Source organism: Streptococcus infantis (assembly GCF_021497965.1).
Lineage (GTDB): Bacteria > Bacillota > Bacilli > Lactobacillales > Streptococcaceae > Streptococcus > Streptococcus infantis_B.
In genome coordinates this window covers 186,248-201,828 of the sequence record NZ_CP046525.1, presented here as the reverse complement: position 1 = coordinate 201,828, position 15,581 = coordinate 186,248, and the positions used below count along the sequence as shown (strand labels likewise).

General features: G+C 41.9%; 8 protein-coding genes and 2 pseudogenes. 3 read left to right on the top strand and 7 right to left on the bottom strand.

Annotated elements, in window-relative coordinates:
- Window positions 1–700: 700 nt before the first annotated feature.
- The 4 genes and pseudogenes from GOM46_RS00995 to GOM46_RS00980 form a co-directional block, all read right to left on the bottom strand.
- Window positions 701–775 carry a hypothetical protein gene (locus GOM46_RS00995; protein WP_235084134.1) on the bottom strand — a complete coding sequence of 25 codons (75 nt, stop codon included), beginning with the start codon at window positions 773–775 and terminating at the stop codon, window positions 701–703.
- Window positions 776–2,083: 1,308 nt separating this feature from the next.
- Window positions 2,084–2,192, bottom strand: a pseudogene (locus GOM46_RS08410) (YSIRK-type signal peptide-containing protein); the annotation flags it as partial.
- Window positions 2,193–2,328: 136 nt separating this feature from the next.
- Window positions 2,329–2,992, bottom strand: a pseudogene (locus GOM46_RS00985) (potassium channel family protein).
- Between the two features lie 1,437 nt (window positions 2,993–4,429).
- Window positions 4,430–5,194 carry a nucleoside phosphorylase gene (locus GOM46_RS00980; protein ID WP_235083701.1) on the bottom strand — a complete coding sequence of 255 codons (765 nt, stop codon included), beginning with the start codon at window positions 5,192–5,194 and terminating at the stop codon, window positions 4,430–4,432.
- Between the two features lie 191 nt (window positions 5,195–5,385).
- On the opposite strand from GOM46_RS00980, the gene GOM46_RS00975 reads away from it, so the two are divergent.
- From GOM46_RS00975 to GOM46_RS00965, 3 genes are all read left to right on the top strand, one after another.
- Window positions 5,386–5,838: a DUF3290 family protein gene (locus GOM46_RS00975; RefSeq protein WP_235083700.1), complete on the top strand. Its 453-nt coding sequence runs from the start codon at window positions 5,386–5,388 to the stop codon at window positions 5,836–5,838.
- Window positions 5,835–6,467, top strand: a complete 633-nt coding sequence (locus tag GOM46_RS00970; RefSeq protein ID WP_235083699.1) for a DUF421 domain-containing protein — start codon at window positions 5,835–5,837, stop codon at window positions 6,465–6,467. The genes GOM46_RS00975 and GOM46_RS00970 overlap by 4 nt, the downstream gene beginning before the upstream one ends.
- A gap of 116 nt (window positions 6,468–6,583) precedes the next feature.
- The gene (locus tag GOM46_RS00965) at window positions 6,584–6,787 is read left to right on the top strand and encodes a CsbD family protein (RefSeq protein WP_000020982.1); all 204 of its coding nucleotides are present in this window, start codon (window positions 6,584–6,586) and stop codon (window positions 6,785–6,787) included.
- A 60-nt stretch (window positions 6,788–6,847) separates the two neighbouring features.
- On the opposite strand, the gene GOM46_RS00960 is transcribed toward GOM46_RS00965, so the two are convergent.
- From GOM46_RS00960 to GOM46_RS00950, 3 genes are all read right to left on the bottom strand, one after another.
- On the bottom strand, window positions 6,848–8,095 hold the full coding sequence (locus GOM46_RS00960) for a carbohydrate-binding domain-containing protein (RefSeq protein ID WP_235083698.1): 1,248 nt from the start codon (window positions 8,093–8,095) through the stop codon (window positions 6,848–6,850).
- Window positions 8,096–8,248: 153 nt separating this feature from the next.
- A complete protein-coding gene (locus tag GOM46_RS00955) occupies window positions 8,249–8,812 on the bottom strand; it encodes a sugar O-acetyltransferase (protein WP_235083697.1) in 564 nt (187 codons plus the stop codon).
- A gap of 145 nt (window positions 8,813–8,957) precedes the next feature.
- Window positions 8,958–15,503, bottom strand: a complete 6,546-nt coding sequence (locus GOM46_RS00950) for a CshA/CshB family fibrillar adhesin-related protein (RefSeq protein WP_235083696.1) — start codon at window positions 15,501–15,503, stop codon at window positions 8,958–8,960.
- Window positions 15,504–15,581 lie beyond the last annotated feature (78 nt).

Sequence of the window (15,581 nt, the reverse complement as noted above, 5' to 3'; positions counted from 1 at the left end):
TCTCTTTTGGTTTTCCAAAACCCAAAAATCCAACAAGACGGCCCAAGGCGAGTCCAAAGAGATCCAAGAGTAGACATTGAGGTTTGGGATTCACCGGTATATGGAAGCATGTCTTTTGGTCGTTCATTTGATCAACCATCATTGGACTGGACACCCGTTAATTAGATGCCATCTGTCCTCATCAGAACCGGCTTGCTGAGGATGCTAGAGATTGGTCTTGTTCATTGCTTGGTGTATCATTGGATGGCTGGGTTCATGTTTGTCTTGCGCTTTGCTAGCATATCTTATCCGGTAGAGCGGGCATTTGAAGATTCATATTAGCGCATCTTGATGACATTATCATTGGAGTCGGCATAGATGAACCATTAGAAGTGGAGCAAAGGCATGAATTGCATCGGAATAGGGGACGGTAGTCCGTCCAGTTCACTGTCAAATCCTAGTCGCTACGAGGTTGCTTAAATCGACTTACCATCTTTCGCACCGTACACTTAATGGGCTTATACTTGTGAGTGCCGTTTTGTTCAAGAGGTCAAGAAGCTCTTTATTCTGATTTTCCTTGAGACTGCCAAATCTCACTCATAGAAGTAGATACCTTTTCCAATTTCTCTACTGGTGGGAGAACGGGATTTTTGCCGACCCGTTGTCTGACCATTGGGCGCCTTATCAGAGGCTTTCAAGGATAAGGCGAGTAACATACTCGTCACCTGCGGCAGAATTCATATGGAATCACTGGTTGACGCCGGCTGTGAAATGGTCCTGGGTAAGCCTTGTCCAAGTAAGTGGCGGGAACATCGACTGTGTATTTAGTATTGTCGCCATACCATTTTGTACTCAGCCAGGGTGTTCAAGCGTTCAAGTTGACATCCAATACTTAGTCGCTTACGAGTTGCCTCAAATCTGCTTTGCCATCTTGTCGCACCGTACACCTTTAATGTAGCTTGATAACTTAGAGTGCCGTTTGTTTCAAGAGGTCAAGAAAGCTCTTTATCTGATTTCCTTGAGTTACTGCCAAATCACTCATAGACGTAAGACCTTTTCCAATTCTCTTACTGGTGGTGAGAGCGGGATTTGGCCGACGTTGTCTGACCATGGTGCCTATCAGACAGCTTGCAAGATAAGGCGAGCACATACCGTCACCTTGCCGAAGAATTTCATATGAATCACTTGGTTGACGCCGGCTGTGAAGGTCCTGGGTTAATTGGCCTGGTCCAAGAAGTGGCTGGAACATAACTGTGTCTTAGTATTGTCGCCAACACCTTTTTGTACTCAGCAGGGGTGTCAAGCCGTTCCAGGTGACATCAAAGCCTTAGTCGGAGGTGCTCAATCGCTTGCCATCTTGCGCACCATACACTTTAATAGTAGCTTGATAGCTTGAGTTTGCCGTTTGTTTCAAGGTAGCTTTATAGCTTTGAGTGCCGTTTTTTTGTTTCAAGAGCTTTATTGATTTTCCTTAGTACCTGCCAAATCCACTTCATAGAAGTAGAGACCTTTGCCCAATTTCTCGACTGGTGGAAGAGCGGGAATTTTTGGCCGAACCCGTTGTCTGACCATGGGCCTTGTCTGATGCCTTCAGATCAAAAGAGTCAACATACCGTCCACCGGCGAGAATTCAGTATTGGGATAACTTGGTTAACCACCGGCTGTGGAATGGGCCTGGGTAATGGCCTTGTCCCAAGTAAGTGCTGGACATATACTGTGTCTTTGGTATTGTCGCCACACCTTTTGCATTCAGCTGGAGTGGTTGCTAGGTGAGTTCACTTGCCTTACGGTCTTGTCCAGAGGGACTACAGGAGCAGAATTTGTTGCAGGTTTAACCTATTTCTGTTTGTTTCGTAGATTCTGGTTTTGCTTTGCACTCTTCTTTGGGAAACTACACTGGTCTTATCAGCTCATCCGCTTTTCTGGGGAGCTGTAGAATCAAGCTTAATTTAGGACTGAATCTGCCTGTTCTGAAGGAGAGCTACATCGGACATGCTTTTTCTTAGAGCCTCTGCTGGCTAAGGCGCTCTTTTCACTCACGAATCTGCATTTCTGGCAAGACTTGAGCAGTGGTCTGATGACCACATCAGCACCGCAGAACTTGTTGCCCGACCAGGACAAAGAAGCCATAGCTACAAAAAAACTGAAAGCAACACCGACACTGAGACGGCGAATAGACCAACGAGTATATTCTGATTTGGATTGGATTTCATAGGAATTCTCCTTAGAGTTTTCTTTTTTTGATGACGTCTATATAATCTCCTAAATTAAAAAGATAAGAAAAGTTACAATTTTTTCTTAAATCCCTCTATAAAATATTTTATTGACTCAATAATCTTTTTCTTCTACTTATTGAGGTTTGCAAAGATTATCTAAGTATTGGTTAATTAATAATAGCCATGTAGAGTATCAGACTGTAAAAGGTCTCCGCAGTCCGAATGAACATCTAGTGGAGCATTCTCGTATTTACGAAAACCAAGTATATGAATATAGCGTCATCGTAAGATTGAATTGGCTAAGACTCTGACCTACCCAAGGATGCAGGGATTTTATCGCAACAATGAGACATTCTTGTCCAACTGAAAGACGTCACGTATTATGAAAGAGAATCGTTTGTGCTAATGAACGACCCATTCATACTCTGGCGAAATAAACAGAGTTCTGCACCGATTTTTCAAGTTACTTTTTTGCTGTAGAATTTTGACCTAGCAATAACAGTGGTACTCCCAAATCCTTGCAAGCAGAACCGCAAGAAACACTTAGACTCCAAGTTTTCACCAGTTGCGACACAACCGTATCACAGGTATCAATCCCGGCTGATAAACAAGAGTTCCTCATCCCCCCTTTTTTTCCCCCCCTGCTGCTATCTCCAACAACCAACGGCGCAAACAAAACAGGTTCAAATGATTGATAAGTTCCTCATGGTCGTCAATAGCTATGATATGGATATCATGCTTGGCAAGCGCTGCGGAGAACAATGCTCCCAAAAATTCCTAAACCTAAAAATTCCGATTGTACGATCGAATAGTTTATCTTAACTAGCCTATGGTATATCTGCTTCATATAGTGGATATATCGTTCTTACGGGTTTGATACTCAGCCAAAATAACTAATAGCGTCTAGTGCCCAATTCGTCCGATTTAAACATCAGTAGCATTGATAATGCTAAGAGCTAATCTGCCTAACTCTGTGTCAAATTTGCAGTTACCCGACCGTAGCAAGGGTAAGAAATTGTTTCAAACATGATGTAGATAAAGCGCGGATATCCTTCTGCGGTTACCCATACAGAATCAAGCCCAGCAAGAAAGTTCCACCCCCCCCCAGAGATAATAAAGACACTGAATGATTTTTGGACTGTCCGAGGGCAAATGTTCTCCGGAGCTACAGTGGCATGGGGGAATCCTAAAAGTTCACTGCGTGCAAATACTAATAATACAAAGAAGGTTGTGATTTTAAGCCCCAGCTGTCATCCACCAGGGCCCCACCGAGAAACATTTGGAAGATATAAATCATCAAAGTAACAGGCCGAGCCTGGTGTAATCAATAGAAGCCAAAACCTGCCGTTCTCATACTAAACTGTTGGAAAAAACGCACTAGCAATTATCAGGGATGCTGAGATTCCAATGGTACTGGATTGTTCCACTCTATCAAGAGGGTGAAACTGTTCCAGTAAATAAAATTCCAGCTTCAAGAAGAGAACCAACTTGGTATGGAAGCGAAGCCACGTTTTTTCTTGCTCAACTGATGCTGGCCAGGTCAAACCAAACACATGAACCCTAGACCGCTGATGATGTCAAAGCAGCAAGCACTGATAATCAAAGGATTCAGTTGAAAGACTACTAAACTTGTACTTCCAAAATTTATCAAAACAGCATACAGAATGCTGAAAAGGCTACGAAAATAGAGGTGAAAAATTCCTCGGCCCCAACCAAATCCGGAACAAAAACGAAACTAATAGGAAGGACTCCGGTCCTTCAAAGTAAAAGTCGTCAAGAAATCGAACGTATGAAAAACATTAAAGACTGAGTTTCTCCAAACTAAAGCTCTCAGAATGTTTCACGGCTACGAAGGCTGAGCTTTTGCTTACTTTGAATATAAAAGACCCAACTATAAAGGTCATGAGACCCAAACACAATCTGGATCAAAAAACATACAGATTAACTGACCCCAGATGTTATATGTAGTAGCTTACGGTTGAGTAAAGAGTCCTGTCACACAGACCATGGATACTGCTGGAAAGAGATGGTCGAAATAGGTCGCTTGGGAGCTGTTGCTTGCACAAATGGCAGACTCAAAAGGAGAGAGCCTGCGAAAATAACAAAGCAAAACTTTAAAAAAAAAAAAAAATTCGACGAGCAAGGTGATAAACGACCACAAGGTTCGCGTTTATTTTTTCCGAAAATGATTTTGAATAACATAGTTACATTTTACCATAAAACAGTAAAAGCAGTCACATATGACTAACAATTTCAAGACAGAGTTCTAAGGCCTTGTCAAAAGCTTCTGAACCCCAATCGCGGCTATCATAATTTTCTAAATCCGCTAGAGAGTCGGCTGTAAATAGAAGTTGACCCCAAACTACTCCTCGAAGCTGGGCAACTGCTGCAAGAGCTGCACACTCCATCTCCACAACTGCACAGCCTTCTTCCTTACGATAGGTAACCTTTTCAGCCGTTTCTCGGTAAAAACCATCTGTCGACCAAGTCATGACCTCCTCGTAAGGAATGCCTAGTTGTTCCAAGACTTGCTCAATGGCAGAGATAGCCTCAATCTGCATCTCCATATAACGAGAAGGCGCTACATAGTGGTAGCTGGCCCCCTCATCTCGCAGAGCGCGAACAGGGACGAGAAAGGCATTTTCCTCTATATCGGCTAGGACTCCACAAGTACCAGTGGAAATGATTTGCTCCACACCATAGCCAATCAACCAATCCATAAACTGGGCCGCTGGAGCGGAACCGACAGGCGCTTGGGCAAGACACACTTTTTCACCTTTGTAGTCCATGACATAAACCGGGTAGGTCTTAGTGGCAGAAACAAACTCCCCTACGCACTCTGCTCCTGCTTCCTGAGCATAGCGATCAATCTCCTCTTCCAAAAATGCATAGATGCACTTCTTTGGCAACTGTAAATCTAAGCCTTCATGATTGGGCATAATGACTGCTTGAGGATTATCATCAAACTCTAAAATAGGAATAGCATGTTTTTGAATCATAGAGCACCTCCTCTAAATTTGTACTATTATAACAAAAGCCAAACGAAAGTCAAGACGGGAGGCTAAGTCAAATCAGAAAAAACTACCTTGAGTAGGAAACAACCATTAAATGCTTTTTCCTCTACTAAAAAAATTGCTAAAACTTAGGAATTAGTTTATAATAGATTGAATTTGAAAAAGGGAGAAATCTTATGAAATTCTATTCCTATGACTATGTGCTCAGTCAGATCAGTCAACAGAATTGGGCCATGATTATTGTGTCGACGCTCTTAGTGATTGTGACTGGATTCTTTGCATTTAAGGCTTTCAAAGATAAAAAAGGAAGCAAGTTCCGTGAATTATCGCTCATTTCTATTTTGACGTTAATTGCTTTTGTATTGATTAGCATTACGAATCTTCAAAGCAGTCAATCCAACGATAATCAATTTCGTAGTTCCTTACACTTCATCGAGATTGTATCAAAAGAGTTAGGTATTGATAAAAAAGATGTTTATGTCAATACTTCGGCTATAACTGATGGAGCGATTATTAAGGTTGGCGACAATTTTTATCGTGCGATTAGCGGGACTGACCAAGATAGCTATTTATTAGAAAAAATGGAACTCTATAAATCAGATGTGGAACTCGTGGAGGTTGAAAAATGATAAGCTTTTTTGCTACAATTGCAATTAAATTAGCCTTGGGGCTTCTGTCTCTTGTTTTTGTTATTAACGTAACAGGTAAAGGAAATCTAGCACCAAGTTCTGCAGTAGACCAAATACAGAACTTTGTTCTCGGGGGTATTATCGGCGGGATCATCTACAATAGTTCAATCACCATCATCCAATACGTTGTTATCCTCATTATCTGGACTATTCTCATCCTGCTCCTTAAATGGCTGAATACCAATATTTCCTTTTTCAAACACTTAATTGACGGGAAACCAACTATTATCATTAAAAATGGAAAATTAGATTCAGAAGCTTGTCGTTCAAAAGGTCTTGCAGCTGCAGATGTAGCTCTTAAATTGCGTGCCCAAGGAATTTTCCAATTAAAGGATGTCAAAAGAGCTGTGATTGAGCAAAATGGACAGTTAATTGTTGTAAGAATGGGGGACGAGAATCCTAAGTACCCAGTCATCACAGATGGTGTTGTCCAAGTTGAAATTCTAGAAACCATTGGAAAAACTGAAGAGTGGTTAATGGAGGAGTTAAAACAAGAAGGCTTTGAAGAAGTGTCTAATATCTTTATCGCTGAATATGATAAAGGTCAATTGAATGTTGTAACCTATTAAAAAATAAACTGATGCTTTACGTATCAGTTTTTTGCTTTTTGATAATAATGGGTATATACTTAGTTTATTATCTGATTTGATTTAGATAATACAATACATTATCGGAGGTAACCCCCATGTCAATCGAAGAAAAATTCAACCAAGCTAAAGGTTCTGTTAAAGAAGGTTTTGGTAAACTTACTGGCGATACAAAAACTCAAGCTGAAGGAGCTGCAGAAAAAGTAGCTTCAAAAGCTAAAGAAGTTGCTGAAGATGCTAAAGAAGCTGTCGAAGGTGCAGTATCTGGCGTTAAAAACATCTTTAAAAAAGACGGAGAATAATTCTTTCTCGTCCTAATATCATAAAAATCTCCCTTCTCTTTCGAGAAAGGAGATTTTCTTTTATGGTCGTCCATCAGGAGCGGGACCTCCAGGGCCACCATTTCCTTGAGGACCACCACCAGGTGCTCCTCCGCCTCCAGGAATAGAGTTAACGATTTCAGTTTGTTTTTCACCATTGAGGTAGATATCTCCACCTGTGTAGGTCGCTGTTCCGTCAAAGTCAAAACCAGATTGACCAGTCATTTTGATGGTTCCTCCATTAACTGTGATATTCCCATTTGAGTCAATTGGATCTGTGTCCCCTTGGCCAACTTCAACTGTCAAATTCCCACCATTCATGGTGAAGAAGATTTCACTTTGTTGGGCATTTTTGTTGGCTGCATTGACACCATCGTCTGTCGCGTAAATAGTAATGTCCCCACCGTTAATAGTAATTGACTTACCTTCAAGCCCTTCTGTAGAATTCTTAACGGTATAGGTACCACTATCAATCACCAAATCACCTGATGCGTGGATGCCATCATCACCAGCAGTAACAGTGATGGTATTGTCAGAGAGATACATGGTTCCTACAGATGTATCGTCATCATTATCTACCTTGACCCCATCTTCCTTGGCATCGATAGTCATGGTTGTGCCAGTAATATTGAGTTCATCATTGACATTAAAGGCGTCTCCGACTGCCGTGATGTTGTAGGTTCCGCCTGTGATGTGAAGTGTATCATTTGCCTTGATACCATTATTTTTCTTGCCATCTACATTAAGAGTTCCTTTACCATTGATGGTCAAGTCCACTTTAGAGAAGAGGGCTGCATCAGCTTTTTCATCGCTATTAGAAGCAGAATCTGACAGGCTATTGGTTGTACCATCTGCTAGAGTTAAGTAAACATGACCGGCTGATGTGGCAGAAATAGCTGCATTGGTATTGGTCATAGTAACGCCATTTAGAACAATATGTACATCATCAGTCTTTTCAGCTTCAATTTTGATTTGAACACCGTCAGATTGACCTGAAATCACATAGGTACCAGACTTAGAAATTGTGACGGTAGAATCTGATACGGCAACTCCGTCACCAGATACTGTCGCTGTTGATCCTGACATCGTTACAGTTGATGCAGACTTTTCATCATAAGAAGTATCATAGTCTTTATCCGTAAAATAGCTAGTTTTCTTAGCATTTGTAGTTGATGTGGTGCTTGTTGCGGTATTGCTAGTTGTTGAATTTGATGTTGACTGGGCACATGCCGTCACCAGAGACAGAGTAGCAATCGTCGTTAATAAGAAAGTCCATTTTTTTGTTTTCATACTAGTTTCCTCATCTTCATTTTACTTAGTATCATTCTATAGAAACTCCCTAAAAATAACCTAAATTTTTTCTGAAAATTTTCTTAAACCTACTTAGCACTATTGATAAGTAAAATCATTTACAAATAAAAAGAACAGCTTTTCGCTGTTCTTTTAGTTTTCTTTAACTGGAATTTCCTTGATAACTCGTGCTGGATTTCCTGCAAGGACTACATTGTCGCCAAACGACTTAGTAATAACTGCTCCTGCACCCGCAACAACATTGTCACCTAACGTAACTCCCGGAAGAACGGTGACTCCACCACCTGCCCAGAAATTTTTACCAATCGTGATTGGTTTTCCAAATTCTAAACCCGAATTTCGTTCGTCGGGATCCAGGGGATGAAGAGGGGTTAAAAATTGGCAGTTGGGTCCAATCATGGCATTGTCTCCAATGGTAATCGGACAAACATCCAACATGGTTAAATTCCAATTGGAATAAAAATTCTCTCCCAAATGAATATTGACACCATAATCAACCATCAAACGAGTATTGACATAGAGATTTTCACCAGTTGAGCCAAACCATCCTTTGATGATTTCCATCCCTTTCACTGGGTCCACTTCTGCATTAAAAGTTGCTTGCTTTTGTCGTGCTGTTTGCGATAGAGCACGAAGTTCTGGATCGAACGGGTGATAGGGTTCTCCCGCAATCATTTTTTGATATTCACTTTTCATAGTTTGACTTCCTTGTTTGCTTTACAAGATTGTAGCATAGTTCTATCCTTAAAACAAGCAGCAAAGAGATTAATAAAACTAGTACATCTAATGATGTACTAGTTTTTAAGTAGAAAGTTAACTATTCCTATCTTTAAAAGTCAGATTAGTCTTCTTTCTTTTTACGAGCGATAAGTCCAAATCCACTCAAGACACCTACTAAACCAAGGGCAGCAAGGCTGGCATGATCTTCAGTACCAGTATTTGGCAATTGGTCAGTTGTCCAAACGACCTCTTCAGCAACTGGGGCTGGTTTTTCTTGAACTGGTGCTGGCACCGGAGCTGGTGTTGGTGCTGGCGTTGGCACTGGTGCTGGTGCTGGCGTTGGCACTGGTGCTGGTGCTGGCGTTGGTGTTGGTGTTGGTGTTGGTGTTGGCGTTGGTGTTGGCGTTGGTGTTGGTGTTGGTGTTGGTGTTGGCGTTGGTGTTGGCGTTGGTGTTGGTGTTGGCGTTGGTGTTGGTGTCACTTTCTTCTTGTAAATGTGTTGGACATTACCATCTTTATCAACAACTGTCTTCACAAACTCGTAACCTGGAATATCTTTCTTAGGTTGTTCGCCATCTTCTGTTGGGTAACCTGGAATTGGTTTACCATTTTCATCAACATATGAAGTTGTTACTTTTTCGTAGACATGGACTGTATCCCCGTTAGGCAATTTCTTAGTTTCAACGAAGCGGTAACCTGGGATATCTTTCTTAGGTTGTTCACCGTCTTCTGTTGGGTTACCTGGAATTGGTTTACCATCTTTGTCTACAAACGTAGTAACTGGGGTTACAGTTGGTGTGTAAGTTGCAGAAACTTTTGTTCCGTTAACATCTTCACGCACAACTGTCACTGATGGAGCAGTTCCAGTAAATTCTGGTTCTGGTTTAAAGGTTACTGTTCCATCTGGAGCTACTGTGTATGTACCAACTCCTTCAACAGTCTTAGTTGTTGAACCATCTTCAAATGTAGCTGGAACATCATTATTCATAGGCACATCTGGGTTACCTGGTGTGAATGTTGGTTTACCAGATTGTTCTTTACCTTTTGGTCCAATAGATGTAGCTGGTTCCGCTGTTGGTGTTACTGGAGTTACAGTTGGGGTGTACTTAGCTGTAACTGGTGTACCGTTTTTATCTACACGTTTAACAGTCACGCCTGTTCCTGTTCCTGTGAATGATTTTTCTGGTACGAATGTAACTGTTCCATCTGGAGCTACAGTATATGTTCCTTCACCTGGAATTACCTTAGTTGTTGATCCATCTTCGAAGGTTGCTGGAACATCATCATCCATTGGCACATTTGGATCACCTTCTGTGAAGGTTGGTTTGCCTGTTTGTGTCTTACCTTGGATATCTGTTGATGTTGCTGGTTCCGCTGTTGGTGTTACTGGGGTTACAGTTGGGGTGTACTTAGCTGTAACTGGTGTACCATTCTTGTCTACACGTTTAACAGTCACGCCTGTTCCTGTTCCTGTGAATGATTTTTCTGGTACAAATGTAACGGTTCCGTCTGGAGCTACTGTATAAGTTCCTTCGCCTGGAATTACCTTAGTTGTTGAACCATCTTCGAATGTTGCAGGTGTATCATCATCCATCGGTACATCTGGGTTACCTGGTGTGAATGTTGGTTTACCTGTTTGTGTCTTACCTTGAATATCTGTTGATGTTGCTGGTTCCGCTGTTGGTGTTACTGGGGTTACAGTTGGGGTGTACTTAGCTGTAACTGGTGTACCATTCTTGTCTACACGTTTAACAGTCACGCCTGTTCCTGTTCCTGTGAATGATTTTTCTGGTACAAATGTTACTGTTCCATCTGGTGCTACTGTGTATGTACCTTCACCTGGAATTACCTTAGTTGTTGAACCATCTTCGAATGTTGCAGGTGTATCATCATCCATCGGTACATCTGGGTTACCTGGTGTGAATGTTGGTTTACCTGTTTGTGTCTTACCTTGGATATCAGTAGATGTTGTTGGATCAGCTGTTGGAACAACTGGAGTAATCTTAGGTGTGTATGTTGTTTCAGCTGGAGTGCCGTTGGCATCCTTAGCTTGAACTTTAACTGGAACGACTTCACCTGAGTAAGATTTATCAGTTGGTGTGAAGGTTACAAGGCCTGTTTCTTTATCAACTGTGAAAGTACCGATTTCTTTACCTTCTGGTGACTTAGCAACTACTGATTCTGCTGGTTGGCCATTTTCGTCAAGAAGAGTAATAGTATCTTTGTCGATTGGTGCAACTGGGTCACCTTCTGTGAAGGTTACTGTTCCAGTTTGAACCACACCTTGAGGTGCTTCTGATTCAGCTGGAGTTGCTGTAGGAGTTACTGGAGTCACAGTTGGTGTGTACTTAGCTGTAACTGGTGTACCATTCTTATCAACACGTTTCACAGTTACGCCTGTACCTGTCCCTGTGAATGATTTTTCTGGTACGAAAGTAACAGTTCCATCTGGTGCTACTGTGTAAGTTCCTTCACCTTCAACTGTCTTAGTTGTTGAACCATCTTCAAAGGTTGCAGGTGTATCATCATCCATTGGGACATTTTCATTACCTGGTGTGAAGGTTGGTTTACCAGTTTGTGTTTGACCTTGTTTGTCAGTTGTAGTTGCATCTTCAGCTGTTGGTGTTACAGGAGTTACAGTTGGTGTGTAGGTTGCAGAAGCTTTTGTTCCGTTCTTATCTTCGCGAACAACTGTCACTGCTGGTGCAGTTCCGACGAATGATTTTTCTGGAACGAACGTAACTGTTCCATCTGTTGCTACTGTGTATGTACCAACACCTTCTACTGTTTTAGTTGTTGATCCATCGTCAAATGTCGCTGGAACATCTTCGTTGATTTCAACAGTTTTCTCAACGCCATCAACCGTTACAGTTCCACCCTTGAATTCAGGCTTACCTGTTTGAGTGGCACCTTGGATGTCAGTTGTTTCTGCTGGTGTTGCAGTTGGTGTTACTGGTAATACTGTTGGTGTGTAGGTCGCTGAAGCTTTTGTTCCATTCTTATCTTCGCGGACAACTGTCACTGCTGGAGCAGTTCCTACGAATGATTTTTCTGGTACAAATGTGACAGTACCGTCTGGAGCAACTGTGTAAGTACCAACACCTTCAACTGTCTTAGTTGTTGAACCATCGTCAAATGTTGCTGGAACATCTTCGTTGATTTCAACAGTTTTCTCAACACCGTTAACTTCAACTGTACCACCCTTGAATTCAGGCTTACCTGTTTGAGTTGCACCTTGAATATCTTTTGTTTCTGCTGGTGTTGCAGTTGGTGTTACTCCTACAACTGTTGGTGTGTATGTCGCAGAAGCTTTTGTTCCATTCTTATCTTCGCGAACAACTGTTACTGCTGGTGCAGTTCCTACAAAGTTTGGTTCTGGAACGAATGTTACTGTTCCATCTGCTGCAACCGTAAATTTACCAACACCTTCTACTGTCTTAGTTGTTGAACCATCGTCAAATGTTGCTGGAACATCTTCGTTGATTGGAACAGTCTTCTCAACACCGTTAACTTCAACTGTACCACCCTTAAATTCAGGCTTACCTGTTTGTGTTGCACCTTGAATATCTTTTGTTTCTGCTGGTGTTGCGGTTGGTGTTACTCCTACAACTGTTGGAGTGTACTTAGCTGTTGCTGTCTTGATGTACTCTTCTTGGATATGACCATCTTTATTTCGACCAACTGGAGCTGACAATGTAACTTCTACACCTTTTGCTGGACCCGTAAAGCTAGGTTCTGGAGTGAAGGTTACTTCACCTGTTGAAGGATTGATCGTGTATGTTCCTTCTCCCGCTACTGTTACAGATGTCGCATCAGTAGTACGACCAGTTGCTGGATCTACCAACTTAGCTGGATAGTCCACGCTTGGAGTAATCGCAATCTTATCACCTTTTGCGTTAGTTGCAGTTGTGTTAAAGGTTGGTGTTTCTTTTTGAGTTGCACCTTGAATATCAGTCGATGTCTTATCAACCCCTTCAATTTCAATCGGAGTGACTGTTGGAACGTATTGACCATCCATGGTATTCAACTGACCATCAATATTTGGTTCTTTGTCTGGGAATTTTGATGACCAACCAGTATCGTAGCCATTGTTATCTACACGACGGATAGAGATACCATCAGCTGTTCCAAGGAAGTTATCCTCAGGAATAAACTCAACATCTACATCTTTACCTTTAGCAGTAATCTTGTACTTACCTTGACCTTTAACGACGTAGTAACCGTCTGCATCAAGGGTTGCACGGTTGCCATCTTTGTCAACGATGTATGGTTCTACAGTTTCGTCGATGACAGCCTGAGAGTTACGTTGATACTTGTGCTCTCCACGTGCTGTAAAGGCTACAGTTGCTGTTTGTTTAGTAGCTTGAGGACCAGAAGTTTCCTTGAATTCCCCTTTAGGTGGGTGGGTGATTTGAGTCTTGAAGTCTTCTACTTCCCCTGAGAAGGCCATACCAGTTGGGCTTTCGATCTCGTTCGCTTTCTTAGCGATACGGACACGAGCACCTAGTTCATTAACGCTAGGGTCGATATAAGTCTTGCTGTTTGCAAAGGTCAACTCGACTGTACCATCTTGTGTGATTGTAGCGAGATTTGAGCGTTCATCCTCATCGAATTTACCATTTTGGTTAAAGTCTACCCAACCATAGATATGTGCTTCTGAAGCTCCATCTAGATGAGCTTGAACTGACATCTTGTAGTTCCCTGGGCGTGTACGGTCCATCTTGATCATCTCATTGGTTGTACCTTTGAGTTCTTCTGGAAGCAATTGATCAATTCCTTCATCGGCTGTAGTTGTCTTATCATCACCGAACCAGTCAAGAGTCGTGTTTTCATCCATATCAGGGCTCACGCTACCAAGATACGGTTGATTTACTTTAGCTCCAGTAACACCGTCAACAGTTGCAATGGTATGGACTGCTTTACCATATGACTCAGGAGCATCCCCTTCATCAAGTGGGAAGAATCCTAGCATAGCAGACTGTTTACCACCTGAAGCGATATAAAGTCCCACTTCAGATGCTCCACGCGTCATTACGAGTGGAACTGTGTAATTACCTTCAGAAATATTTGGTCCAAAGATACCAGTTCCTAGACCACCTGTAACTTGGTCAGGATTTCCGAAATATTTCCAAGCTACTGGTTTCTTTTCTGGTCCAACTTGAGTAGAATCACGAAGTTGTCTTAGGTTAATGTTATTATATTTAGGTTTAGGTCCCAAAAGGTTGTCTGTATCTTGTGGTTGATAAGGAACAGAAGTGGCTGGTTTATTAAATTTCTTCCATTCCCCAATGTGCTGCCAACCTTGTCCGTTGGTAGTGAACATAACAAATTCACCAGGGTTAGCAGACTCTCCATCAGCCATGACAACAGCCGGTTTAACTTTCTTTCCACGGAAGGTTGCAGAGATTTCAAACTGAACCCCAATATTCCCACCATTCATAGCTGAACTCATGGTAGTCTTCTTGGTTTTCGTATCAACGTTTTCAAGTTTAATTTCAGTCCAATTATTTTGAGCATCAGCGACAACGTCGGCTTCTTCGCCATCATTAAAAGCTTTTTTAGCCCCTTTTGAAGTAACACCACTTACATAGCCATTTTTTGCATTTGGATCATAGGTTGCTTTTTCAGCTTCTGTAGCCCCTTGCTCTTCCATCCGTTTTTTATAGATTTCAGTCGCTTGGAAAGGCTTCAAGGATTTGACTTTTACAGTGACTACATAGCCAGGCATGATTTCCTTGGTATAAGTAGCGCCAACTTGAAGAGCTAATTTTTCTTCTATATCTTTATCAGGAAAAGCGTCATTTTTAGGAACGAGGACTGTTTTTGCACCTGTCCAGTTAGCTACATCTCCAAAGTCCAACCAAGTAATCTGGCTAGTCATAGATTTGGCATCAAGATCTGTTGTAAAGCCTGGTTTTTCAACTTTTGGAGTAGAAGTTGCATCTTCAACGTCTGCACCAATTCCAGTAGCTGTTGCAGTATCTGCACGGAAGGCAGTATTCTTGTCAATCCCTTTCCCATTACGAGGGTCGTTTTCCCCTGTATTTGCGATTGCGTTAGTACCTTCAGCTGGCTGTGTGTTTTCTGCAGGTTTACCTGTAGTGGCTTCTGTTGTAGCAGGAGTTTCAACTACTGGTTTTTCTACTTTAGCTACTTCCTTGTTTTTAAGTTTCGCATTGACAGTCGTTACGAGTGATTGGTAAGCTGCGTCAAGTTCGGCTTGGCTTGTAGCAGTTGCAAGAGCATTTTGAGCGTTTGCAAGACTTGCTTTGAGAACTTCTACACTCTCATCTGTCTTGTTACTGTATTTACCATTTGCCAAGTTTGCTTCAACTTCAGCAACATAAGCTGCTAATGTTTCAGTCTTAAGTTCAGGTTTTACCTCAGTTGAAACCGCAGGAGCCGCTTCTGCTTGGTAAGTTACTTCTTTAGCTGTTGTAGTTTCTTTAGCTGTTGTTGCTTCAGTCGCAACTGGAGTTTCAGCTTTACCGACTTCTGTCGTTGCTGCAACACCATCAGCTTGTTTTTCTTCCGTCACTTCATCGGCACCAACACCTGTGGCAGTTCCGAGCATCACTAACGTTCCTAGTAGGACCGAGCAAACTCCTACATGAAGTTTACGGATCGAGAATCGACTGATTCGGTCGTTAAACAAATCATTTTTCACGATTTTTTCCTCCATTCCCCTTTTGGGAGTATATTTTTTTTATCATTTATGCATTGTTTTTTACAAAATCCTAAACAT